This is a genomic window from Rhizobium sp. 'Codium 1' (assembly GCF_020889605.1).
GTDB lineage: Bacteria > Pseudomonadota > Alphaproteobacteria > Rhizobiales > Rhizobiaceae > Allorhizobium > Allorhizobium algae.
Window position 1 is genome coordinate 189,855 of the sequence record NZ_JAJGPW010000008.1, and the last position, 23,776, is coordinate 213,630.

Sequence of the window (23,776 nt, forward strand, 5' to 3'; positions counted from 1 at the left end):
ATGTGCACCGCCGTGACATCCGATGACCAGATCCGAGCATAGGCCCCGAATTCCGAATTCCGGTCAGGATCGTCGCAGTCGCGGAATTTCAAATGGTGACAGCGGAATTGGGCACAAAGTGCATCTTCCTTGATCATCCGTTCAGCGATTGAAGTTGACCGCCCAGCCTGCGACGGCGAAACTCTCCTTTGCAATGGGAGAAGCATATTATGGAAGAATCCAACCGCTGGCGAAACATGCGCACGGCGCCGAAAGACGGCAGCCGTATCCTCGTGACCATCCGCGCCTCCGAACAGGGACCTGGCGCGGTCGATCTCGTCTATTGGTCGAATGGAGACCGCTTCGGAGCCGATGGCTGGCGCTCGTCGGACTCGACGCCTGGCCTGATCGTTGCCTATGCGGAGCCGGAGCTGAAATGCTGGATGCCACTTCCGGGGGTCAACCTGGATGCGATGGTCCGGCCGCCGGCCTGGGAGGGGAAAGACGAAAAGGAGCTGGATGGCTCGGGCATTTGAGCAGGCGCTCCGGCGTGTCTTACGCGGGTTTCAAGGGAGGAAACATTGAGCCGCAACATCATTCTGGTCGATCCATTGCCCAGGACACTCGAACTGATCATGGAGCCTTCGGTCAGAGCGCGGCTTGAGGCGCTGGGCGAGGTCATCGTCTCGGAAGACCGGGCAATGCCTGCCGAAGACGTCGAGCGACTTCTTCCCGAGACGGTGTTGATCTTCGGCCAGACCGACATGCCGAGAGAACGTCTGGACAAGGCGCCCAAGCTGAAGGCGATCATCAACGTCGAATCGAACTTCCTGCCGAATATCGACTATCAGGCCTGCGTCGAGCGCGGGATCTGGGTGATCACGCCGGCCTCGGCCTTCGCCTCTCCGGTGGCGGAGGCGGCCCTTGCCATGGCGCTCGATCTTGCGCGGGGGATCACCGCGGCGGATCGCGATTTTCGGCAGGGTGTCGAGCGCTATGGTCTGGAGGGCAATGCGAACACCTTCCGTTTCTCAGGCGCACCCGTTGGAATCATCGGTTTCGGCGATCTCGGCCGGGAGTTTCGGGACCTCATTCGCCCGTTCAGAAACAAGGTCCGCGTTTTTGACCCCTGGCTTCCCAAGGAGATCATCGAACGCCAGGATTGCGAGCCGTCTACGCTCGACGACGTGCTCAGCGAAAGCCAGGTGGTTTGTGTATTTGCGAGCGTCACCAGCGAAAACGAGGGCTTCGTCGGAAAACGGGAATTCGCCCTGATGAAGCCGGGTGCGGCGTTTCTGCTGATGAGCCGGGCTGCCGTCGTCGACTTCCCGGCGATGATCGAGGCTGCGCAATCCGGCCATATCAAGGTGGCAACGGACGTGTTTCCGGAGGAGCCCGTCGCCGCAGACGATCCCGTGCGCAAAACCTCCGGCATTCTGTTGTCCGCGCACAGGACGGGCGGGACGCGGGACGCCTTTTATGCCCTGGGTTCGATGGCGGTCGCCGATGCCGAACTGATCATGAAAGGACTGCCGCCCCGCCTCTGTCGGCGCGCCGACCCGGCTACGGCCAGCATGCTGCGGTCGAAGCCGGTCACAGTGTCTTGACGGGGGGGACGGGTTTCTGGTCGGCGCTCCGATCCGAAAGCCCGGAGCGACAGTCGGCCTCAGTCCTGACGCAGGGGCAGGTACCGGCTGCATCACTTGGCGCTCTTCGGGTGCCGTGGCGGCCCTGACTGACTTCTAATACCGAGCCGGATCGGATCTTTTCGGGTCCATGCGCTGCAGGGAGCATTTGCAAAGGCGTCGACCAGGAGCGTTCCGTGCGGCCTGATCAGTCGAAGATGTCGCCGATGATGGCCTGCTCGGCCTCCTCCCATCGACCCACGATACCGCTGAGTTCCTCGATCTCCTCGTCGCTGAGGTGATGGGCGCCCTCGGCATCGATCCGACACAGGCTGAACGGCTTGCCGACGCTCGCCGAGGTGAGATCGAGCGCCTGCAGGACCCGCAACACCGCCGCGCAGCCAAAACGCGTCGACCGCTCGCTCAGGTGGAAGTGGGACAAGAGCGACCCCGCCTGCTGTGCCATGGCCGCACCGCTGCCAATCGCGTGGAACCCGATATCGGCATAGTGGCCGATCATGCCCGAGGGGGTTATCTCGATGATCCAGGGTTCGCCCTCCCGCCATCCGGCGGCCATCACATAGGCCGATGGCGTGCCGCCGCCTTCCTCGCCCGGCACGTCGGGAATGAAGGTGTCGTAATGGTGGCGCAGGATCGGGAGAACCTGCGCCTGCAGTGCACGGCCAATGTCGGGGGCCTCCAGAATGGATGCGCTGTTATCATTGAAGCAGCGTTTCACATCGGTGAGCACGGATCGCGCACCACTGCCGCCCCAGGCCGCCGATTCTCCAAGGGGATGAAGCTTCTCGGCGGGATAGGTCATGCCTCTCCCCTTGTCGGTAATCTGGGAGTCCGAGCCGAGAACGACGCCATCCTGGCAAACGGTGGCAAGCACGACGGTCATATAGAAGTTCCTTTCACATTCGGCGTCCCAGATGCCCATCAACCACCACCAAGCGATGGCCCGACGATTGATGTCCTGACGCTCAAGACAATGCGAGGGAACGCATCATCGCTCTTCCTAGACGCCTGCAGCCCTGATGCCGTTCCATCCAGGTCACCGCTTTTCCGCCACGACGCCTGGCAAACGCGGGGCAAGGCATGCTCAATCAGCCTGCCATCCGGCAGGTTCGCACCGACACCTTCCTGCGCTGTCACCGGACAGCCCGAGCGACAGACCGGGTCGCCGGCCAGATTTTAGTGGTGGGCCTGACGGAATCTTAAGCTCCGCCTTTCACTCTTGAGGGAACAATGGCCCTCTACCGGGCCGACGGTCTGAATAAAGGGTTCGGTGTGCGCTACAGAGAGACCGACGATGTGTTCAAGATGCTGGTGTCGGAGCTCAACTCGACACTGACCCCGACGACAATCATGGCCGTGACCATTCTCGCTGTCGGCCTGTTCGCCTATGAGAGCCTTGGAAGCACGCCGCTGCTGATTGCCACGATCATCGGGGCCATTGCCTCGCTGGCCAAAATCGCCGTGACCCTGGCCCATCGGCACGCAGACGCGAGGCAGTCCGTGACGGTTGCGGATGCCGCCCGCTGGCAGATGGCCCACGGACTTCTCATCTTCCTCATTGCGGCCTGCGTGGGGACAATTACCACCTCCGCCTTCTCCTACCGGGATCTGTCAGTCCACCTGCTCGCCGCAGCACTGATCTATGGATACTCTGCCGGGGTGGCGGTCAGGATATCCGTCCGGCCGTTCATCGCGGCAACCGCGATCTTGATTGCAGGCCTGCCGACGACAATCTCGGTCATATTGTATGGCGATACGGTCCACTGGATCCTGGGCATGATGTGCGTGCTCTTCCTGTTCGCTGCGATGCAGAGCGTCCTGCACGTCTACCGCCACACGACGAGACAAATGTGGCTGCGTCTGGATATGGAACGGCAGGCACGCCGTGACCCGCTGACAGGGCTACGCAACAGAACGGCGTTGATCGAGGCCTATTCGAGCCTCGAATGCGCTGACGATAGGCTCACCTGCATCCATCTCTTCGACCTTGACGGCTTCAAGGGCGTCAATGATCGCTTTGGTCATGCGGTCGGCGACGCCTTGCTGGCAGGTATCGCCAAGCGGCTGCAAGAGACCCTGGATCCGCCTATTGTTGCCGCGCGGATTGGCGGCGACGAATTCGTCATTCTGCAGCCCGACATGAGGGATCCCGCAGACGCTGAAACCCTGGCGCGAAAGATCCTGGATGTGCTCGGCCTGCCGTATCGGATTGGCGGTGAGGAGATCGCCATCGGCGTCAGCCTGGGATACACGATGGCACTGTCGGGCTCTGCGAAACTGGAGCACATGATGGCGACCGCAGACCGGGCCTCCTACCGGGCAAAGCGAAGCGGCGGCGGCATCGACCACGAAATCTCACCCGCGCTGGACCTGAGCAAGTTTTCGTACGTTGCCTGACCAGCGTCCTGGTCGGCGCTTTTGACCATGGATTGCAAGGCGAGCGAAGCGCCAGATGTCCCGAAGTGCGCCGCAGCCTCACCCCAGCTTCAGCACGATCTTGCCGATATGCGCCGAACTTTCCATCAGCCGATGCGCCTCCACGACAGACTCGAACGGCAGCACCGAATGGATGACAGAAGCCAGATCCCCGCGTTCCAGGCGGGGCCAGACCTGCGTCATCAGGTCGTCGCGGATAGCGCGTTTTTCTTCCTGACTGCGCGGGCGCATGGTGGAGCCTGTCACCGTCAGGCGCTTGACCATGATGGGTGAGAGATTGGCTTTTTCGACGGTCGAGCCACCCAGGAAGGCGATGATCGAGAGGCAGCCGTCTTTCGCCAGAACCTGAAGGTTGCGCTCGAAATAGGCAGCGCCGATCATGTCGAGCACCACATCGACACCCTTGCCGCCGGTTTCTTCGCGGACGATCTCGACGAAATCCTCGGCCTTGTAGTTGATCGCCCTGGCAGCGCCGAGATCCATGCAGGCGGCGCATTTTTCGGCCGAGCCGGCCGTCGCGTAGACGGTGGCGCCGAATGCCCTGGCGAGCTGGATCGCGGTTGTGCCGATGCCGGAGGAGCCACCATGGATGAGCACGGTCTCGCCTTCGGTGAGGCCCGCCATCTGGAAGAGATTGGCCCAGACGGTGAAGAAGGTTTCGGGAAGGGCTGCCGCCTTCACGGCGTCATAGCCCTTGGGATAAGGCAGGGCCTGGGTGGCCGGCACGCTACAGTATTCCGCGTAGCCACCGCCGTTCGCCAGGGCGCAGACGTTATCGCCGATCTGGAAGTCAGTGACGCCGTCCCCCAGTGCGACGATCTCGCCAGCGATTTCAAGGCCCAGGATCGGGCTTGCATCCTTCGGCGGCGGATAGGCGCCCTGGCGCTGGGCGACATCCGGCCGGTTGACGCCCGCAGCCGCCACCTTCACCAGAATTTCGCCGGCGCGCGGGCTCGGCAGTGGCCCCTTGATGAGGCTCATGACCTCCGGGCCGCCATGGGCGGGAAAATCGACGTGGCGCATGGTGGCGGGCAGAGACATCGGGAGAACTCCAATTGACAGAAACGATAGCTAACGCACGATACCGTCAGCAGAAATGTGGTGAATTGCCTCGGCTGGCAAGGTGATCATTTTTGGTTGCAATGATGAAAGTATGAAACCTCGCATTGGCCGATTTACATTTCGTTAACCATGCAGGCCCTTAAACAGATATCACTTATTGACGCATGATGCGTCGCCATCATCCCCCTCCGCGAGTCTTTTTCATGACCAGTATTCACACGAATCTGGGCGCCATTGCTGCGCTCCAGACACTGCGGAGCGTTGCCGCAAATCTGACCGTCTCACAGCAGCAGGCAGCCTCCGGACTGCGGGTTGCAGCAGCCTCAGACAATGCAGCCTACTGGTCAATATCCACCACGATGCGCTCGGACAACATGGCAATTTCCGCCGTATCCGACGCGCTTGGCCTCGGCGCTGCCAAACTCGACACCGCCTATGCCGGCACGGCCGCCATCACCGACATCCTCGGGGAATTCAAGGCAAAACTGGTTGCGGCCAAGGAACAAGGCGTCGACCGGGCGAAGATCCAGGAAGAGCTGACGCAATTGAACGCGCAAGCCGAGTCCATCGTGGAATCGGCAAGTTTCAGCGGCGAGAACCTGCTGAAGACAAAATCCACTCTGCCACTCCTCGAAGAAGGGCCGATGACGACGAGCGTGGTCTCGTCATTCGTCCGCGACGCGAGCGGCAATGTCCAGGTCAAGACCATGGATATCGACCTGAAGCAGTCCAGCATGCTGAACGAAGGCGGCGGTGGCGGCATCCTGCAGAAACAGATCCACAGCGTCGGCGATATCGGCGGCTTCCGCGGCACCGGCGTCAATTCCGTCGCGCATCAGGGGCATGAGCGTCACAAGTTCACCGGTGGCGTGACGTTTGCCGCGGGCGATACCATCACCTTCGACATCAATGTCGATTCCGGGACCCATTCGACGGGCAATGACTATACGCTGACGATCGACAAGGCTCTCGTGGATGCCGCACTCGGCACCACCGACGGGATCGTCGGCAGTCCGGCACAATTGCGTGCCGTGCTGGAACGTGCATTCACCGACAATGGTGTTCCTGCGACAGCATACGAGTCCCTGTTTTCCGGCGGCGGTTCCACCACGCATTTCGAGATCGGGTCGCTGGAAACTTCCGGCCATCCGGGATCCAGCATCACGATCTCCAATGTCGCCTCCAGCTTTGCCAGCGGCGCTTACCCGGCAAATTTTGCCATGGGTCTGGAGGACGCGCCGGATCAGAACCATGACAACATGTATCCCGGAGCGTCGATCTCGTTCACCACGGCGTTTACGGTATCCCCCCTGGCAGAGGTCTATTTCGATGTGCAGGTCGGCCCCGGCGCCACGACGACCTATACGATCAACCGGGCGGTCGTCGATGCGGCACTCGGTACGGTCGACGGCTATATCGGCAGCGCAGCAGACCTGGCTGCCGTCATCAGCCAAGCCTCCATCGGGAGCAATCTGATGGCCGTTGCAAGCGGCAACTTGATCAGCTTTTCCGCCGACCAGACCGTCTATCCGGAAGCCGGCAATCGTGCCGCGCGTGTCTATGTCGGCAACATCCAGTCGAACCCGCCCTATGCGCCGGACTTCGATCTGGCGGAAGTCGACATCACCCAGAACGTCCGAACCATCGACCAATATCTGAAGGGTGTCGACCACATGGAAAAGATGGCGATCAGCAGCGCCAGCCGGCTGGGCGCGCTGCAGACGCGCATCGAGATGCAGGCAGAGTTTGCAGACAAGCTCTCCGACAGTATCGACAGCGGGGTCGGCCGCCTTGTCGATGCAGACATGAACGAGGTTTCCACACGCCTGAAGGCGCTGCAGACCCAGCAACAGATTGCCGTGCAGTCGCTGTCTATCGCCAACAGCAACAGCGAGACATTGATGCAGCTGTTTCGCTGATATCCGGATACGCTTCACCCGTCCTTACAGGCTGATCTCCATGAACGTGGCAATCGGCGTATCACGATACGACGCGAATGGTCCCCGGTCGCGAAAACCGGCGCGTTCGTATAGACGGCGGGCCTTGATGTTGCGGATGCCAACTTCGAGCAGCACGCTTCGCATGCCGCGTTGGCGGGCCCCCTCCAGAGCTGCGTGGACGAGCCCGCTGCCTATGCCTCGGTTTGCGTATTCAGGGTCGACGATCATCCGCTTGAGTTCAGCCGTGCCGTCCGACAGATCAAGGAGCGCGGCACAACCGAGCGCGCGGCTCCCCTCAATGTCGGCGGTATTGCGCGCGACATAAAGCGCGATGTCGGGCCGCGATAGGGTGGCGCAGTTCAACGGCTGGCGAAAGGCACCGGGATAAAGGGATGCGGCAACGGCGTCCGAAAGGTCCAGAAGGCGCTGGATCTCTGGCTGGTCTGCGGGCTCCTTGGCCACCGAAAACATCTGTCCCTCATTCATGGTCTTCGCGCGGCGCTGTCCACACTTGCGACATCATGACGAATGAGACTGCAGGTTCAAGCGGCACGGCCGGAGGATAACGTCGCCTCTTTGTCGCCCGACACGCCGATCACCACGCCTTCGGCGCTTTCCTTGGCCTGTTTCTTCAGCTCGGCGATCTCGCCACTGATGCGATTGACATCGTCGATGACGAGGCCTGCGGGGAGTTCGAGAACGCCGATCGAGCAGCGCATCAGCGGGAAATCGCGCTCCAGGCCCTGGCGATCGAGGCCCCTTATATGGCCGGCCTGGCGGTCGGCCTCGGAATAGAGGTCGATGACGTCGTCGTGGAAATCCGACAGGAGGCGGTCGAGGATTTCGGCCAGCTCCTCGCGGGTCCAATCGCTGACGCCGATGAAGAAATCATCGCCGCCGACATGGCCGAGAAAATCGTCTTCAGAGAAGAAATAGCGGCGCAGGAGGGCCGCGAAGAGCGAGATCGCGTGGTCGCCCTGGTGGAAGCCGTAATGGTCGTTGAACGGCTTGAAATGGTCGAAATCGCAGTAGCAGCAGAATCGTGTTCCATCGCCATCCAGGGCCGCCGAGCGCATGAAATCGCGAATGGCGCGATTGCCGGGCAGACCCGTCAGCGGGTTCTGGTCCTGGGCGGTCTTCAGCTGCTTCTCGCTCATGATGCGGATCAGCGAGGCAGCCGAGACGACACCTGCATACCGCATGTTTTCCGTCAGGATGACGCAGTCGGACCCTTCCATATTGGCAAACATCGTCATCAGCCGCTCGGCATCGGCATCGAGGCCGACGATCGGGGCGCGGTCGACGAAGTGGGAAATCGAACGCTCGTAGAGCTTGTTCTTCAGAAGATCGCGGCCAAAGGGCTGGTAGATGTATTCCTTCAGATGCCGCTCATTGATGATGCCGCGTGGCTCGCCATTGGCATTCAGGACGGGGAAGAAGGATTGGCCGGGATTGCGGCGGAACAGATCGAAGACATGGTCGATGTTTTCGTGTTCGAAGACTGTAGGCAGGGTCTCGATCTGCTTGCGGATCAAGATCTCGTCGAGCGACTGTGTGGCGCGGCGAGCCTTGCCCACATCCTGGAGATGGGGAAAGGCGCTCTTCAGCTCCGAGACAATGGTGCTGGGGCGGGCGATATACCAGCCCTGGACCAGATCGACACCGAACTCCCGGCAGGCGAGGAATTCGTTTTCGGTTTCGATGCCCTCGGCGATGACACGCACGCCGAGCACATGGCAGAAATTGACGATGTTTTTCACCAGGTGGCGCTTGCGCGGATTGCTGTCGAGGCCGGTGATGAAATGGCGGTCGATCTTCACATAGTCGACCGGATAGTCGCAGAGCAGTTTCATCTCGCCATGGCCGACACCGAAGTCGTCGATGGCGAGCTTGAAGCCCGAGCGGCGCAGACGCTCGACAAGGGCGGCAAATTCCGGGACACGGGTGTTGTCGAAGCGCTCTGACAGTTCGAAGCAGACGGAAGACGGCGGCACATGCGCCTTGCGAAGCTGGTCGAGCAGCGTGTCGACCAGCTCATTGCCTTCGGGGATGAGGCGGACGTCGAGATTGAGGAACAGCGTGGCGCCGGCGCGATCGGGGAGCGTTGCAAACTTGGCAAGCGCCCGGGTCGCGACCATCTGCTCCAGCGGCAGAAGCTGGCCCGTGGCGGCGGCCTGGTCGAGAAGATCGAGAGGGCTTTCAAAGCCGATGCGGTCCTGACCGCGCATCAGGCTTTCATGACCGAACACCGCCCCGGTTCCGACCTCGACGATCGGCTGGAAGGCATTTTCCACGACAAGCTTGGCAAGCGTGACCAACTGGTCACTGGCGAAGCGCCGCAACGCGCCCAAATCTTCCGCGACCCCCGCACCCATAGGCGATACTCCAGTATGCATTTGTTTTTATGGGCGGAAATTTGGCGGTTCAATCGTCAACAAAGGCTTTCGGCAGTGTGACAGTGCGATGAAAGTTTCATGGCACGAAACCGGATCACGACACGACCTGGACGGCTCCCGAAGCCGGGAAAGGCCGCGAAACATGCGTTTTGGCAACTCGTTTTCGGTTCCTTTCGATATATCGCCCGGCGAAACCCCATGCGCCAGCCTCACCGGTTTACCGTTAATGGAACGCCGCGCCGGCCCATCGAGAGACGTTTCCGATTTTTAGTTGATTGATCAGTCAATCAAAAGTATGATGGTGCAAGACAAGGGGATCTGGAATGCCGAAAGTCGGAATGGAGCCGGTGCGTCGAAAGGCGCTTGTCGATGCCGCATTGAAAACGATCGGACATCACGGATCGCTCACCGTGACCATGTCGGAGATCGCCCGCGCGGCGGGTGTCTCGCCGGCGCTCGCCCATCACTATTTCGGCTCCAAGGATCAGTTGCTGGTCGAGACCATCCGCTCGCTGCTGCGCCAGCTGCGCGCCGATGCGGTGACCGCGCTTGCGACGTCGGAGACGCCGCGCGAACGGATTTCGGCCGTGCTGCGCATTTCCTTCCAGGCCAACCAGTTCGCGCCTCACGTCGTCGCCGCCTGGCTCGCCTTCTATTCGGAAGCGCAGCGTTCGGAAGAGGTGCGCCGACTGCTCGTCGTCTATGCGCGGCGGCTGCATTCGAACCTGCTTTCGGGGCTGAAGCCGCTTTGCGGGGCCGCCGACGCGGGGCGGATTGCCGATGGCGCAGCCGCGATGATCGACGGGCTCTATATCCGTCAATCTCTGAAAGCGGCACCTTTATCGATTGATGCCTCTGTCGCATTGGTCGAGGATTATGTGGCGGGGCAGTTGCAGACCGCGATCGCAGCAAGGATTGCCCCTCACCCTACCCCGTCCCCGCGCGTGGGGAGAGGAAAAGACGAAGGCTAGCCCCTCCTCTCCGCCTCCCCGTTCAGACGGGAGACGGTGCCAGGACGGGTCAGGCGCAACACCTTGTGCCCGCAATGAGGGGCATGACCCGATGATTAGACCAGATTGAACGCTGTCCGGAGAAACATCATGAGAGCACAACCGCAAGCCTCGCATTTCATCGACGGAGACTATGTCGAGGATACAGACGGCGCCGTTATCGAGAGCATCTACCCGGCCACCGGCGAGGTGATCGCGCGGCTGCATGCGGCCACGCCTGCGATCGTCGAGATGGCGATTGCATCGGCCAAGCGGGCGCAGAAGGAATGGGCCTCGTGGAGCCCGGCTGCGCGCGGACGCGTTTTGAAAAAGGCCGCCGAGATCATGCGCGAGCGCAATCGCGAGCTGTCCGAGCTTGAGACGCTCGACACCGGCAAGCCGATCCAGGAGACGATCGTTGCCGACCCGACCTCGGGCGCCGACAGTTTCGAATTCTTCGGCGGCATCATTGCAAGTGCGATGAATGGCAGCCAGATCCCGCTGGGGGGCGACTGGGCCTATACGAAGCGCGTGCCGCTCGGCGTCGTCGCCGGCATCGGAGCCTGGAACTATCCGCAGCAGATCGCCTGCTGGAAGGGGGCGCCGGCACTCGCCGCCGGCAATGCCATGGTGTTCAAGCCATCGGAAGTGACGCCGCTCGGGGCCTTGAAGATCGCCGAGATCCTGATCGAGGCCGGCGCGCCGAAGGGCGTCTACAATGTCATCCAGGGGGACCGCGAGACCGGGCCGCTGCTCGTGTCGCATCCCGGTGTCGCCAAGGTGTCGCTGACCGGCTCCGTGCCGACGGGCCGCAAGGTGGCAGGCGCTGCCGCCTCGCAGCTGAAGCATGTTACCATGGAGCTCGGCGGCAAGTCGCCGATCGTCGTTTTCGACGATGCCGATGTCGACAGCGCGATTTCGGGCGCCATGCTCGGCAACTTCTATTCCACCGGCCAGGTCTGCTCGAACGGCACGCGCGTCTTCGTGCACAAGGCGATCAAGGACACCTTCCTCTCGCGCCTCAAGGCCCGCACCGAAGCCATCCTGATCGGCGACCCGCAGGACGAGACAACCCAGATGGGGCCGATGGTTTCGCTTGCCCAGCGCGAGAAGGTGCTCTCCTATATCGACAAGGGCAAGGCGGAGGGTGCCACGCTGGTGACCGGCGGCGGCATTCCCAACAGCGTTACCGGCGAAGGCTTCTACATCCAGCCGACGGTGTTTGCCAATGTCACCGACGACATGACCATCGCACGCGAAGAGATTTTCGGGCCGGTGATGTGCGTGCTCGATTTCGAGGACGAGGCGGAGGTGATCGAGCGGGCCAATGCGACGGAATTCGGCCTCTCAGCCGGCGTCTTCACCGCGGACTTCTCCCGCGCCCATCGCGTGGTCGATCAGCTTGAGGCCGGCACGCTCTGGATCAACACCTATAATCTCTGCCCGGTCGAAATCCCCTTCGGCGGGTCGAAGCAATCGGGCTTTGGTCGCGAGAATTCGGCAGCGGCGCTCGAGCATTATTCCGAGCTGAAGACGATTTATGTCGGCATGGGCAAATGCGAGGCGCCGTATTGATCTGACGTAACGACGCCTCCCCTACGGGGGAGGTCGGGGGACATCACCACTTATCCGAGGCTGGGATACATACCGCAATGAACCAGGCAGATTTCATCATCATCGGCTCCGGCTCGGCCGGCTCGGCCATGGCCTACCGGCTGTCGGAAGACGGCAAGCACACCGTCATGGTGCTGGAATATGGCGGGTCGGATATCGGGCCCTTCATCCAGATGCCGGCAGCCCTTGCCTGGCCGATGAGCATGAAGCGCTACAACTGGGGTTATCTCTCCGAGCCGGAACCCAATCTCAACAACAGGCGGATCACCGCCCCCCGCGGCAAGGTGATCGGCGGGTCGTCCTCGATCAACGGCATGGTCTATGTGCGGGGATCTGCCGAGGACTTCGACGGCTGGGAAGAGAGCGGCGCCTCCGGCTGGGGCTATGCGGACGTACTTCCCTACTTCAAGCGCATGGAAAATTCGCATGGCGGTCAGGACGGCTGGCGCGGCACGGACGGGCCGTTGCATGTCCAGCGCGGCCCGGCGAAGAACCCTCTGGTGCGCGCCTTTGTCGAAGCCGGCCGCGAGGCGGGCTTCGAGACGACCGAGGATTACAACGGCGAGAAGCAGGAAGGCTTCGGCCTGATGGAGCAGACCATCTGGCGCTCGCGCCGCTGGTCGGCCGCCAATGCTTACCTCAAGCCGGCGATGAAGCGGCCCAATGTGGAACTGGTGCGCTGCTTTGCCCGCAGGATCGTCATCGAGAACGGCCGTGCCGTTGGCGTCGAGATCGAGCGCAATGGCAAAATCGAAGTGGTCAGGGCCAATCGCGAGGTGATCGTTTCAGCCTCCTCCTTCAACTCGCCGAAGCTGCTGATGCTGTCCGGCATCGGACCGGCAGCGCATCTGAAGGAAATGGGCATCGAGGTGAAGGTGGACCGGCCGGGCGTCGGCGCCAATCTGATGGACCACATGGAATTCTACTTCCAGCAGATCTCTTTGAAGCCCGTATCGCTCTATTCCTGGCTGCCCTGGTTCTGGCAGGGGGTGGCCGGCGCGCAATGGCTGTTTTCCGGCCGTGGGCTCGGCGGCTCGAACCAGTTCGAATCTTGCGCCTTCGTGCGCTCGGCGCCCGGCGTCAAGCAGCCGGACATCCAGTTCCACTTCCTGCCCGTCGCCATTTCCTATGACGGAAAGGCTGCGGCCAAGAGCCATGGCTTCCAGGTCCATGTGGGCTACAACCACTCCAAGTCGCGCGGGTCGGTGACCCTCGCCTCGCCGGATCCGATGGCCGATCCCGTCATCAAGTTCAACTATATGAGCCATGAGGAAGACTGGATCAAATTCCGCCACTGCGTGCGCCTGACCCGCGAAATCTTCGGCCAGAAGGCCTTCGACGCCTTCCGCGGCCCGGAAATCCAGCCCGGCGAAGGGGTCCAGACGGACGACCAGATCGATGCCTTCCTGCGCGAGCATCTGGAAAGCGCCTATCACCCTTGCGGCACGGCGAAGATGGGATCGAAGGACGACCCGATGGCCGTGGTCGATTCGGAATGCCGGGTGATCGGAGTGGAGGGCCTGCGCGTGGCAGACTCATCCATCTTCCCGAAACTGACCTATGGCAATCTGAACGGCCCCTCGATCATGACCGGCGAGAAGGCGGCCGACCATATTCTCGGCAAGACACCCCTGCCACGCAGCAATCAGGAACCGTGGATCAATCCGCGCTGGGAGACGAGCGACCGGTAGGCTTCAATCGACGGCACCAGCTTGCCTTACCCGCGCGAGGATGCGGTCGGCCACCAGCTCATAATTCTCGTCGAAGTGATGGCCGCCGGGGCGCGCGATGAGTTCAAGACCGTCCCTGACACGGGGTTCGAGCGCCGGGCAGCCCGTATCCTGCTCATCGAGCCCGTAGACGCACTGTATCTTGGCGGCCTCGACACCGGCGAGATGATCGACGGGATCGCCATGTTTACCGGCACCTGCAGCACCCAGCCAGCCGGAGACGGCGATCTCGAAATCGGCCTGGCGGGAGAGCGCGAGCAGCGAGAGGAGCGTTACGCTCTTGCGGTCTGCCTCTGGCAGGAGATTATAGACCCTGGGTAGGATGTTGGCGCCGAAGGAGTAGCCGATCAGGACGACATTCCGGACCCCGAGGCGGGCGCGGTAGTGGTCGATGATGGTCGAGAGGTCCGCGGCTGTCGCCTCGGGTGTCTTCTCGCTCCAGAAATAGCGCAGGGCATCGACGCCGACGACGGGGATGCCTTTCGCGTTCAAGCGGGCGGAGATGCGCTGGTCGATCTCCCTCCAGCCTCCGTCGCCGGAATAGAAGATCGCGACCGTATCATGGGTCGGCGTCACCAGATCCTCGACCAACGGCAGGTCGAGGGCTTCATCATCAGGTGCCAATCGTGCAACGAGCTCGGCGGCTTCGGCGGATAGGATGGGCGCGGCATCACCGTCCCCTCGTGCGATCACCACATCCGGATGGCTCGTCTGCAGGGATTGCGCATGATGCCGCGAGGTATCATCGGCCAGCGACGAGAAGGTGATGCTGATGGGATTGGGCAAGGGGCCTGGCGACAGCCCATAGACCGTTCCGTCTGCCGTTTCCTGGCGCGGGGCTGGCGTGCAGAGCGGCTTGGGAAGCATGACTGCCTGCGTCGGGTCGACGGCGACGGTCTCGCCGATCGTCTCGGCGAAACTGCGATTCGGCGTCTGGGCTGCGATGGCGAGCGCCAGCGCCCCGCCTTCTCCGAAACCGATGATGCGCGGTGGACGATAGAAATCTGCCTGATGACTGCGATGCAACTGACGGGTCAGGCGTTCGATATCGGCGGGAAGGAAGAGGCACTCCCGCGCCGTCTCGCGCGCGAGCGCCGCCCGCCAGGTGCGCAGATCGACGCCGACGCCGATTGCGCCGCCGGCGACCACCGCTTCCAGCGCAGCCTGCTCGACCATGTCCCAGCCATTGGCATCGGAGATCAGCACGACGACGCCTGATATCCTGTGGTCATCGGGGGTGGCAATGTGGTCCTGCGGCAGACTGACAATGCCGTCGCTCGACGCCGTTGCTGGTGCGCCGCCTGCCATGACCGAAAGGAGGAAGACGGCCGCTGTCAGCCGCCTGCGCAGCCTGCTGCACTCAGCGACGCTTGCGCCTATTCCCATCACTTGCGCATCAGGCTCTTCAGCCCGCCACCGATCAACAGCGTCACGTCGATCAGGGACAGGAGGGGGAGACCCTGGCCTGCGACGGCCAGGTAGCGAGGCTGCCATTCGGGATCGAACTTCTCCTTGAAGGCACGCACGCCACGGAAGTTGTAGAAGCGTTCGCCGTGTTCGAAAACCTGGCGGGCGACATGGTTCCAGGTCGGCGCGCGACGATGGACGGAGAGCCCCGCGAGCGGCGCCATGCCGAGATTGAGCGTCCGGAATCCATCGGCTTTCAGTGCCTCCATGATCTTCACGAAGAGCAGGTCCATCATGCCGCGATGCACGCCCGGCACATGGCGCATCAGGTCGATGAAGGCATCGCCGTTCGACGACGCAGTCATCAGGGTGGCAAAGGCGACGATCCGGCCTTCGAGACGGACCACGGCGACGGGGCCGGAGGCGACATAGTCCGGCTCGAAGGTTCCGAGCGAGAAGCCCTTTTCGCCGGCCTCGTGGGCGGAAAGCCAGGTTTCGGAAACAAGCCGGAGCTCATCGATCAGCGGCGCGACCGAACCGGCCGGGACGAGTTCGAAGCAAAGCCCATCCCGCTCGGCACGGTTGATCGAGCGCCTGAGCTTCAGCCAGTCGCCGCCGGCAAGGCTGAAACGGGGGAGGTCAATGACGGCCTGCTCGCCGAGCTTCAGGGGCTGCAGACGCATCTCCACGGCCACCGGCAGGAAATCGGCAGAGACTTGATAGAAGACGGGACGGCTGCGGGTCCGGCGGGCCTCTGCGATGAATTTTTCCACGAGCGGCGCCCAGAGATGCCTCGGTCCGACAGGGTCGAAGAGTGCCACCAGCGAGCGACCCCGGCGGGCATACATGATGAAGCCCTGGCCGCAGTCGGACATCAGGACGCGCTTGTCTCCAAGGCGGACAAGGCCGGCGCTGGCATTGCCCTGCCCGGACAGAAGGGCGACGGCGCGGGCCAGATCACCTTCCGCCGAGCCGTCATTCCGACGCCGCCGCGGCATGCGCACCAGGCCGCGCGAGGCAATGACGCCGAGAACCATCGACAGCCCCAGCGTGCCCTCGGCCGCATCGATGCCCTGACGCGCCATGAAGAGGCTCCAGCCGAAACGGAGTGCGCTTTCCTCCGCGAGGACCGGGCCCAGCAGGGCAAGCATGACGATGGCGCCCAGCAGCAGCCCCGTGCGCGGCAGGCGCAGGAGGAGACGCGGAATCAGCGAAAGAGCCGCATGCGACAGCGGCTTGGGGAGATCCGCGGCGGGCGCGGACGCCGCCGGATCGGCACCGGACGAAGGAGAAGCCATGAATGGGACCACTGGATGGAGAGACTCGACTGCTTATTAGCGCATTCGTATTTATCGAAGCTTGTGCCACCAAGGTGGTAAACGCTTCGGTAATGCGGCGCATAAACTGCGCAAGACAGCCGAATGCCTCTCCCGTCAAGCGGACGCAAAGCAAGCCAGCCCTACAGGAAAGGCCCGGCTTAAAGCCCGTTGATCGACAAGACCGGTCGGATCACCGCTGGCGCAGAACGGTCGCTGCCAGCGAGAAGGGACTGGACACGGTCTGGGCGGCGGCATCCAGCACGAAGGCGCCGGCATCGCCCAGGGTCGCGGCGGCCGCCGGCTTGTTCAGGGCGACGGCCAGTTGCTTCACGTCGAAGAAGCGATTGTGGTTGGTCGCATCGATCGATTCCAGCGAGGAGATATCGACGATCGTGATGCCGTAGCGCTGCGCCGCTTCCTCGACTTCCGGGCTTCGCGCATCGAGAGCGCCGACTCTCTGGGTGCCGGCGCCGAGGAAGCTCGACACCTGGAGGGCACGATCGTCGGGCGCAACGAGGATGGTGATGGGGGTGCGCATACGGCCGATCACATCGAGCTGGGCGGTGAAGACATCCTCGTCGATATCGGGGGCTGCCATGATCACCCTCAGACGGTCGAGCACATCGTCCTTGCCTTCCAGCCTGAGCTGCCGGAGCGCTTCGATGGTCAGCCAGCCACCCATGGAATGGGCGAAGACATCGACCTCACCCTTGCGCGCCCGCACCATGTCGGACAGCAAGTCAGCCAGCGCATCGCGCGAATAGGTAGCGGATTCCTTGTCCGCGACATAGGCCGGCAAGGCGGCAAGCGATGGCCAGGAGAAGAGCACCGGCGTGCCTTCGACATTGCTGTCCGTCTTCAGCTGGGCCAGCCGGAAGAGCGATTCCTGAAAATTGTAGTTGTAGCCGTGGACGAAGACGACCGGAGCGGCGGCCTCGCGCCGGCGGAGAACCTGCAGGAGCGATGCCCGGTCGAGAACGGATTGGGAGACGACGGCAAAATCGGTTTTCGGGTCCACCTCGCGGCCCGGCTTTGGCCACTCGATCACGGCCGCCACATGGGTCGGCGGAATGGAGATGTCGAAGCTCGCATAATTGGGGTGGCGCGTCTTGTCCGTCGTGAAGACATTCGTGCCCGTCGTGGCGCGGCCACGGGTGGTGACCGTGTAGAGGGTCTCGACCCGGGTCGGCTCAAAGTCGCCGAGGGCGACCGTGCCCAGGGTTTCGGGACCGGGCCGTCCGGCACAGGATGACAGGAGAACTGCCGCGACAAGACCCGTGGCGAGAGAGAGCGACCTTGTCAGGCGGGCAGCTCCGGCAGCGGTGAAACTCATTCTCGACCCATCCCCGATACGCATCAACCGGTACGCCGCTCGTCATGAGCGGACCAGGGCGAGCTATAACCGAGCGCGCTGTCCTCGCCAAGGACTCCGGATCAAAGCTTGCAAGACATGCCCTGAAACACGCGTTAAAGATTGCGGCGCAGAGCATCCATTCATACAAGTTTGGTTATGCGTGACCGCCAGAAGATTATTTGCATGCGACGAAGCCATCTGTAAGCATAACCATCAAGGGAGAAGTTTGCCGGTCGGGAGTGAGGAGCCCAACGATGCGACCTTTCATGACCTCACGGTCATGTGTTCGGATCGCAACGAGATCTCGGATCGGCAGGTTCCCCGCGCTCAACAAGACATGGGAGGAGATCATGTTGCGCCCGTTTCTCATTGCCGGCCTGTCCGGATTGGTCATGTCGCTGTCGGCGACTACCAGCTTTGCCGCCGACGTCACCCTGAAACTGCATCAGATGCTGCCGCCGCAGGCGACGATCCCGGCCAAGGTGCTGCAGCCCTGGGCCGACAAGATCAAGGCCGATTCCAATGGCCGGATCGAAGTCGAACTCTATCCGGCGATGCAGCTGGGCGGCAAACCGTCCGACCTCGTCGATCAGGTCAAGGACGGTGTCGTCGACCTCACCTGGACCCTTTTCGGTTATACGCCGGGTCGTTTCCCCAAGTCGGAAGCCTTCGAACTGCCATTCATGGTGACCACTGCGGAAGCGACCTCGCTCGCCTTCCAGGACTATTACGAAAAGCACCTGAAGGACGAGCTGACCGACTACCATGTGCTCGCCGTCCACACGCATGGCCCGGGGCTCATCCACACGATCGCCTCCAAGCCGGTTTCCAAGCTCGAAGACATGCAGGGCCTGAAGCTTCGCGGCACGTCCAAAGTGGTCAACCAGATGCTCGAGGCCATGGGCGCATCGGCCATTGGCATGCCGGTGACGGCCGTCCCGGAAAGCCTGTCGAAGAGCGTCATCGACGGCTCCGTCGTGCCGTGGGAAGTGACGCCGGCGATCAAGATCGCCGAACTCGCACCGAACCATACGGCGTTTTCCGGCTCGACCGGCCTCTATACCGGCACGTTCTTCTTCGCGATGAACAAGGACAGCTACGACGCCATGCCTGACGATCTGAAGTCGGTGATCGACGCCAATTCGGGCAAGGAACTCGCCCGGCTCTTCGGGCAGGCCATGGACTCAGGCGACGTTCGCGGCAAGGAAATTGCCGACAAGGCCGGCAATACCACGATCACACTGGACGAGGCCGAAACCGCGCGCTGGAAGGCTGCCGGAGAGGCCGTCACCAAGGCCTGGATCGCCGAAATGGACGGCAAGGGCCTCGATGGCACGACCCTCTACAACGATGCACTTGCTCTGATCGAGGCGAACGCCAAGTAAGTTCCCACACCTGTCCGGGCGCCCTGTCGGAAGGCGCCCGGATTTTTTTTCGTCTGATACCCGAGGACCTCCCCATGGCGAACTCCACGTCAAGCAGCTTCGAGCGCCTCGAGCGGGCCAGCCATGCCCTTGCCGGGGCGCTGGTCGCGTTTGGCGGGCTCTGCCTGATGGTCGCCTGCGGACTGACCGTGCTGTCAATCGTCGGCAGCCTGACCATTCGACCCTTGCCCGGCGAAATCGAGCTCGTGGAAGCCTTATGTGGTCTCGCCGTCTTCGCCTTCCTGCCCTATTGCCAGCTGAAGCGCGGTCATGTCGGTGTCGATCTCATCATCTCCGCCTTCGGGCCGAAGGCGATGAACTTCACCCAAGTCGTCGGCGACGTGCTGATCGCGGTGCTTCTCGGCCTCGTCACCTGGCGTCATTTCGTCGGGACGATGGACAAGTTCGGCAATGGCGAAATCACGCCGCTGCTGCTCATTCCGGTCTGGTGGGGTTATGCCGTGGCGCTCGTGCTGCTGTTCGCCAACCTGATCATCTGCCTGTTTGTCGTCGTCGCCGATATCCGGGACATCCGGAACCGGCGCACCATAGTTGCATCGCTCGGAGCCCATTGATGAGCAGCGTCGAAATTGGACTCTGGTCCTTCCCCGTTCTCATCCTTCTGATCCTGATGCGCGTGCCGATCGGGGCTGCCATGCTGGCCACCGGCATTGTCGGCACCTATTTCGTGCTCGACAGGTGGACGCCGGTGCTTGCGCAGATGAAGGCGCTGGCCTGGAACACCAATGCGAACTACTCGCTTTCGATCATTCCGCTCTTCCTGCTGATGGGCCAGTTCGCCGCACGCGGTGGCATGAGCCAGGCGCTGTTCAATGCAGCGGCCGCCTTTCTCGGCCATCGCAAGGGCGGGGTCGCCATGGCGGCCGTCGGCGCCAGTGCGGGATTCGGCTCGATCTGCGGTTCGTCACTCGCGACCGCCGCCACCATGGCGCAGGTCGCGCTGCCGGAACTGAAGCGGAACGGCTATTCCGGCGGGCTGGCAACGGCTTCGCTTGCAGCCGGCGGCACGCTCGGCATCCTGATCCCGCCCTCGGTCGTGCTGGTCATCTATGCCATCCTCGCCGAGCAGAATATCGCCAAACTCTTCCTTGCCGCCTTCGTGCCCGGCATCATTGCGGCGCTCTCCTACCTGATCGTTATTGCCATTTATGTGCGGGTGAAGCCCGGTTCGGCGGGACATGCGGCACGCGTCGCCTGGAGGGACCGGGTACCGGCGATGATTGCCGTCTGGCCCGTCATCGCCATCTTCTTCTCGGTCGTCGGCGGCATCTATCTCGGCTGGTTCACCCCGACCCAGGCGGCCGCCGTCGGTGCGGTCGGCGCGGGTCTCGTCGCCTTCGTCAATGGCGGCCTGGATCGCAAGTCTCTGTTCGAGTGTTTCAAGGAGACGGCCGTCTCGACCGGCATGATCTTCTTCATCATCCTCGGCGCCTCGGTCTTCAATTCCTTCCTCGCCTTCTCCCGCCTGCCCCAGCTCGGTGCGGAATGGGTGACGGCGCAGGGCTATGCGCCGATGACCGTGCTGATCATCATCCTCGCGCTCTACATCATCTTTGGCTGCATCATGGATTCGCTCTCCATGATCGTGCTCACCATTCCGATCTTCTTCCCGATCGTGACGGCCATGGATTTCGGCATGAGCCCTGAGCATTTCGCCATCTGGTTCGGCATCCTGGTGCTGATGGTGGCGGAGATCGGCATGATAACGCCACCGGTGGGGCTGAACCTCTTCATCATATCGGCCATGTCCCGCGACGTGCCGATCCGCGAGACCTACCGAGGCATCGTGCCCTTTGTCGGTGCCGACCTGATCCGGATCGCCATTCTCACGGCCTTTCCGATCATCTCGACCTTCCTCGTGTGAGGCGTCGACCGGCTGCAGGTCACCAGGCCTCAGGCCTATCAGGACGACAACGCAGGCAGGGACGAAAGCCGGCGGCGCGCGCCTGCTCAACCGTCTCATAGCAGACGACACTTTCCGGCCGGGCGGGCCGGGCCGCGCAGGAAGGGCGGCAGGCGATGCCGGTGGAGAGGACCCCATAGAAGAAATGGCAGTCCATGGACGTGTCGCGACTGCGGATCGCCTGCCACTGCGCCGGGGTCGGGTTCCTATGGGTGCTGGTCAGCCTGTCGCTATGCATGCAATCCTCCGGTCTTCTGCCGGACCGACGATGTCGGCAAAGGGGTTCCGATGCCACCCGAAACCTGCGCGTCACAAATCTGCGGTTTGCAGGACCGGGACTCCTCACGTATATGGAGCGTGTCGACGTTTCTCAGCCGCATGCTATTGTGCGTGACAGCTGAACGGAGGGACTGGCCGGCTTATCGGCATCCCGGATCACCGAGCGGCTCGCTCCGGCGCATCCCGACGTAATCAATGGACCACTCGTGTTAATCGAAATCTCCATCGTCGTTTTCCTGACACTGCTTAACGGCGTTCTCGCCATGTCCGAACTCGCCGTCGTCTCCTCCCGCCCGGTGCGCCTGAAGCTACTCGCCGATCAGGGCAATCGCGGTGCTGCCATCGCCATCCGGCTTGCCGAAGATCCGGGGCGTTTCCTCTCCACAGTGCAGATCGGCATCACCCTTGTCGGCGTGCTCTCCGGCGCTTTTTCAGGCGCGACGCTGGGCGCGCGCCTCGCCGGATGGCTGCAGGCGCAGGGCCTGTCTGAAGCACTTTCAGACGGCCTGGGTGTCGGATCGGTCGTCGTTGCCATCACCTATCTGTCGCTGATCGTCGGCGAACTCGTGCCCAAGCAGATCGCACTTCGGGCGCCAGAGGCCGTCGCATCCAAAGTCGCGCCAGCCATGGCGATGCTTTCGAGGGTCGCGCTTCCTCTCGTCTGGCTGCTCAATGCCTCCGGCAAGCTCGTTCTCGCACTTCTCGGCCAGAAGGGCGACAAAGGCGAGAAGATGACCGACGAGGAAATCAGGAGCGTGCTCGCCGAGGCGCACAGCGCCGGCGTGATCGAGGAAGAAGAGTCGGAAATGATCTCGGGCGTCATGCGCCTCGCAGACCGGGCCGCGCGTGGCCTGATGACCCCGCGCCGCGAGGTCGAGGTCATCGACATCCAGAATGATTTCGCCGCAATCCGGGAACAGCTGCGCAATTCGCAGCGGTCGCGCCTTCCGGTGCGCAACGGTTCTTCGGACGAAATCCTGGGGGTCGTTTTCGTCAAGGACGCACTGGACGCCCTCCTGCAGGGTACAGAACTCGACATCCGCTCCCTGATGCGCGAGGCGCCCGTGGTGTCAGACCGGACCAGCGCCATCAACGTCATCCAGTCGTTGCGTCGCTCGCCCGCCCACATGGTTCTCGTCTATGACGAATATGGCCATTTCGAAGGGATCGTGACGTCGGGTGACGTGCTGGAAGCCATCACCGGCGTGTTTCAGGAAGAGGACGGCGAGGAGCCTCCCCTCACCGAGCGCGAGGATGGAACCTTCCTCGTGGCCGGCTGGATGCCGATCGACGAGTTTGCCGACGAGATGGGCTTTTCGATCGAGGCCGATCCAGACTACGAGACCGTCGCGGGCTTCGTCATCGACGAGATCAAGCGCCTCCCCTCCCTCGGCGAAAAATTCACCGCAAAGGGCTGGTCCTTCGAAGTCATCGACATGGACGGACGGCGGGTGGACAAGCTGCTGGTGAAGCGCATCGACGGCTGATCGAGCGCATCCGGGCAGTTTTTCGCCGAAGAGCAGCCGCGCCGGGTGTCACACGCCGGAAAATCGCAGTAGTTGTCGGGCATCTCCTTCCAAACTCTAGCAGGTCCATGGAAACTTCACTCTACCTGCCGGTCAAAGCCTTCCTGGAAAAGGCCGGCTACAGCGTCAAGGGCGAGATCGGCGGTTGCGATCTCGTCGGCCTGAATGATGAGGATCCGCCTGTGCTCGTGGTCTGCGAGCTCAAGCTCAGCTTCAATCTCGAACTCATCCTGCAGGCTGTCGATCGCGCCTCTGTCGCCGACGAAGTCTGGATCGCGGGGCGTGTCTCGGCCAAGGGCAAGGGGCGCGAGAGCGACAAACGTTACCGCGATCTCTGCCGACGGCTGGGGATCGGCATGCTCGGCATATCCGATACCGGCGAGGTCAGCGTCATCGTCGGTTCGGTCACGCCCATGCCCCGCACCAATCCGAAACGGCGCTCACGGCTGATGCGCGAACACCAGCGGCGCAAGGGCGATCCTGCGGTGGGCGGCAGCACGAGGACACCGCTCATGACGGCCTATCGCCAGCAGGCACTCGGATGCGCTTCGGCGCTCGCATCGGGTCCGCTCATGGTGCGGGAGGTCCGGGCGCAGGTGCCTGAGGCGGCCAAGATCCTGCAGGGCAATGTCTATGGCTGGTTCGAGCGGGTGGAGCGCGGTGTCTATGGCTTGACCCCCGTGGGTCAAGAGGCGCTGGCGCGGTGGCGACACGTGTAACCTGACAACCAGCGTATCAATGACCGCGCTCC

At 62.5% G+C, this 23,776-nt stretch carries 20 protein-coding genes; 12 read left to right on the top strand and 8 right to left on the bottom strand.

Going from position 1 to position 23,776, the window contains the following annotated elements; translation table 11 throughout:
- Positions 1-209 precede the first annotated feature (209 nt).
- Together LJE98_RS18420 and LJE98_RS18425 are read left to right on the top strand one after the other, a co-directional pair.
- On the top strand, positions 210-515 hold the full coding sequence (locus LJE98_RS18420; RefSeq protein WP_229576719.1) for a hypothetical protein: 306 nt from the start codon (positions 210-212) through the stop codon (positions 513-515).
- Between the two features lie 45 nt (positions 516-560).
- Positions 561-1,586, top strand: coding sequence for a hydroxyacid dehydrogenase (locus LJE98_RS18425; RefSeq protein ID WP_229576720.1), 1,026 nt, complete (start codon positions 561-563; stop codon positions 1,584-1,586).
- A 226-nt stretch (positions 1,587-1,812) separates the two neighbouring features.
- On the opposite strand, the gene LJE98_RS18430 is transcribed toward LJE98_RS18425, so the two are convergent.
- Positions 1,813-2,508 (bottom strand): proteasome protein, encoded by a 696-nt coding sequence (locus tag LJE98_RS18430; protein WP_229576721.1) that lies wholly within the window; start codon positions 2,506-2,508, stop codon positions 1,813-1,815.
- Positions 2,509-2,855: 347 nt separating this feature from the next.
- On the opposite strand from LJE98_RS18430, the gene LJE98_RS18435 reads away from it, so the two are divergent.
- A complete protein-coding gene (locus LJE98_RS18435) occupies positions 2,856-4,022 on the top strand; it encodes a GGDEF domain-containing protein (RefSeq protein ID WP_229576722.1) in 1,167 nt (388 codons plus the stop codon).
- A 78-nt stretch (positions 4,023-4,100) separates the two neighbouring features.
- On the opposite strand, the gene LJE98_RS18440 is transcribed toward LJE98_RS18435, so the two are convergent.
- Positions 4,101-5,102, bottom strand: coding sequence for an NAD(P)H-quinone oxidoreductase (locus LJE98_RS18440; RefSeq protein ID WP_229576723.1), 1,002 nt, complete (start codon positions 5,100-5,102; stop codon positions 4,101-4,103).
- Between the two features lie 224 nt (positions 5,103-5,326).
- Here LJE98_RS18440 and LJE98_RS20285 point away from each other — a divergent pair, with 224 nt between their 5' ends.
- Complete coding sequence (locus LJE98_RS20285) at positions 5,327-7,042, top strand: flagellin (protein ID WP_229576724.1); 1,716 nt, start codon at positions 5,327-5,329, stop codon at positions 7,040-7,042.
- A gap of 24 nt (positions 7,043-7,066) precedes the next feature.
- On the opposite strand, the gene LJE98_RS18450 is transcribed toward LJE98_RS20285, so the two are convergent.
- Positions 7,067-7,534: a GNAT family N-acetyltransferase gene (locus LJE98_RS18450; protein ID WP_229576725.1), complete on the bottom strand. Its 468-nt coding sequence runs from the start codon at positions 7,532-7,534 to the stop codon at positions 7,067-7,069.
- Between the two features lie 71 nt (positions 7,535-7,605).
- Positions 7,606-9,438: a bifunctional diguanylate cyclase/phosphodiesterase gene (locus LJE98_RS18455; protein ID WP_229576726.1), complete on the bottom strand. Its 1,833-nt coding sequence runs from the start codon at positions 9,436-9,438 to the stop codon at positions 7,606-7,608.
- Between the two features lie 344 nt (positions 9,439-9,782).
- On the opposite strand from LJE98_RS18455, the gene betI reads away from it, so the two are divergent.
- From betI to betA, 3 genes are all read left to right on the top strand, one after another.
- Positions 9,783-10,430, top strand: coding sequence for a transcriptional regulator BetI (gene betI / locus LJE98_RS18460; protein WP_229576727.1), 648 nt, complete (start codon positions 9,783-9,785; stop codon positions 10,428-10,430).
- A gap of 129 nt (positions 10,431-10,559) precedes the next feature.
- Positions 10,560-12,023, top strand: coding sequence for a betaine-aldehyde dehydrogenase (gene betB, locus LJE98_RS18465; RefSeq protein ID WP_229576728.1), 1,464 nt, complete (start codon positions 10,560-10,562; stop codon positions 12,021-12,023).
- A 77-nt stretch (positions 12,024-12,100) separates the two neighbouring features.
- Positions 12,101-13,753, top strand: a complete 1,653-nt coding sequence (gene betA / locus LJE98_RS18470; RefSeq protein ID WP_229576729.1) for a choline dehydrogenase — start codon at positions 12,101-12,103, stop codon at positions 13,751-13,753.
- A gap of 3 nt (positions 13,754-13,756) precedes the next feature.
- On the opposite strand, the gene LJE98_RS18475 is transcribed toward betA, so the two are convergent.
- The 3 genes from LJE98_RS18475 to LJE98_RS18485 form a co-directional block, all read right to left on the bottom strand.
- Entirely contained in the window at positions 13,757-15,178 is a 1,422-nt protein-coding gene (locus LJE98_RS18475; RefSeq protein ID WP_229576730.1) for a virulence factor family protein, read from the bottom strand.
- Positions 15,178-16,497, bottom strand: a complete 1,320-nt coding sequence (locus LJE98_RS18480; RefSeq protein WP_229576731.1) for a phosphatidylglycerol lysyltransferase domain-containing protein — start codon at positions 16,495-16,497, stop codon at positions 15,178-15,180. The genes LJE98_RS18475 and LJE98_RS18480 overlap by 1 nt, the downstream gene beginning before the upstream one ends.
- 211 nt (positions 16,498-16,708) lie before the next feature.
- Positions 16,709-17,851, bottom strand: a complete 1,143-nt coding sequence (locus LJE98_RS18485) for an alpha/beta hydrolase (protein WP_229576732.1) — start codon at positions 17,849-17,851, stop codon at positions 16,709-16,711.
- A gap of 371 nt (positions 17,852-18,222) precedes the next feature.
- Between LJE98_RS18485 and LJE98_RS18490 the strand changes: the two genes are divergently transcribed.
- The 3 genes from LJE98_RS18490 to LJE98_RS18500 all read left to right on the top strand — a co-directional run bounded on the left by LJE98_RS18490 (position 18,223) and on the right by LJE98_RS18500 (position 21,181).
- On the top strand, positions 18,223-19,257 hold the full coding sequence (locus LJE98_RS18490) for a TRAP transporter substrate-binding protein (RefSeq protein WP_229576733.1): 1,035 nt from the start codon (positions 18,223-18,225) through the stop codon (positions 19,255-19,257).
- A 74-nt stretch (positions 19,258-19,331) separates the two neighbouring features.
- Positions 19,332-19,871, top strand: coding sequence for a TRAP transporter small permease (locus LJE98_RS18495; protein ID WP_229576734.1), 540 nt, complete (start codon positions 19,332-19,334; stop codon positions 19,869-19,871).
- Positions 19,871-21,181, top strand: coding sequence for a TRAP transporter large permease (locus tag LJE98_RS18500; RefSeq protein ID WP_229576735.1), 1,311 nt, complete (start codon positions 19,871-19,873; stop codon positions 21,179-21,181). Before LJE98_RS18495 ends, LJE98_RS18500 begins: the two co-directional genes overlap by 1 nt.
- Positions 21,182-21,200: 19 nt before the next feature.
- Here the strand turns inward: LJE98_RS18500 and LJE98_RS18505 are convergent, their stop codons facing one another.
- Positions 21,201-21,458 (bottom strand): Ada metal-binding domain-containing protein, encoded by a 258-nt coding sequence (locus LJE98_RS18505; protein WP_229576736.1) that lies wholly within the window; start codon positions 21,456-21,458, stop codon positions 21,201-21,203.
- A 247-nt stretch (positions 21,459-21,705) separates the two neighbouring features.
- Here LJE98_RS18505 and LJE98_RS18510 point away from each other — a divergent pair, with 247 nt between their 5' ends.
- Positions 21,706-22,986: a hemolysin family protein gene (locus LJE98_RS18510; protein ID WP_324255866.1), complete on the top strand. Its 1,281-nt coding sequence runs from the start codon at positions 21,706-21,708 to the stop codon at positions 22,984-22,986.
- Positions 22,987-23,093: 107 nt separating this feature from the next.
- Positions 23,094-23,744 carry a DUF2161 domain-containing phosphodiesterase gene (locus tag LJE98_RS18515; RefSeq protein ID WP_229576737.1) on the top strand — a complete coding sequence of 217 codons (651 nt, stop codon included), beginning with the start codon at positions 23,094-23,096 and terminating at the stop codon, positions 23,742-23,744.
- Positions 23,745-23,776: the final 32 nt, after the last annotated feature.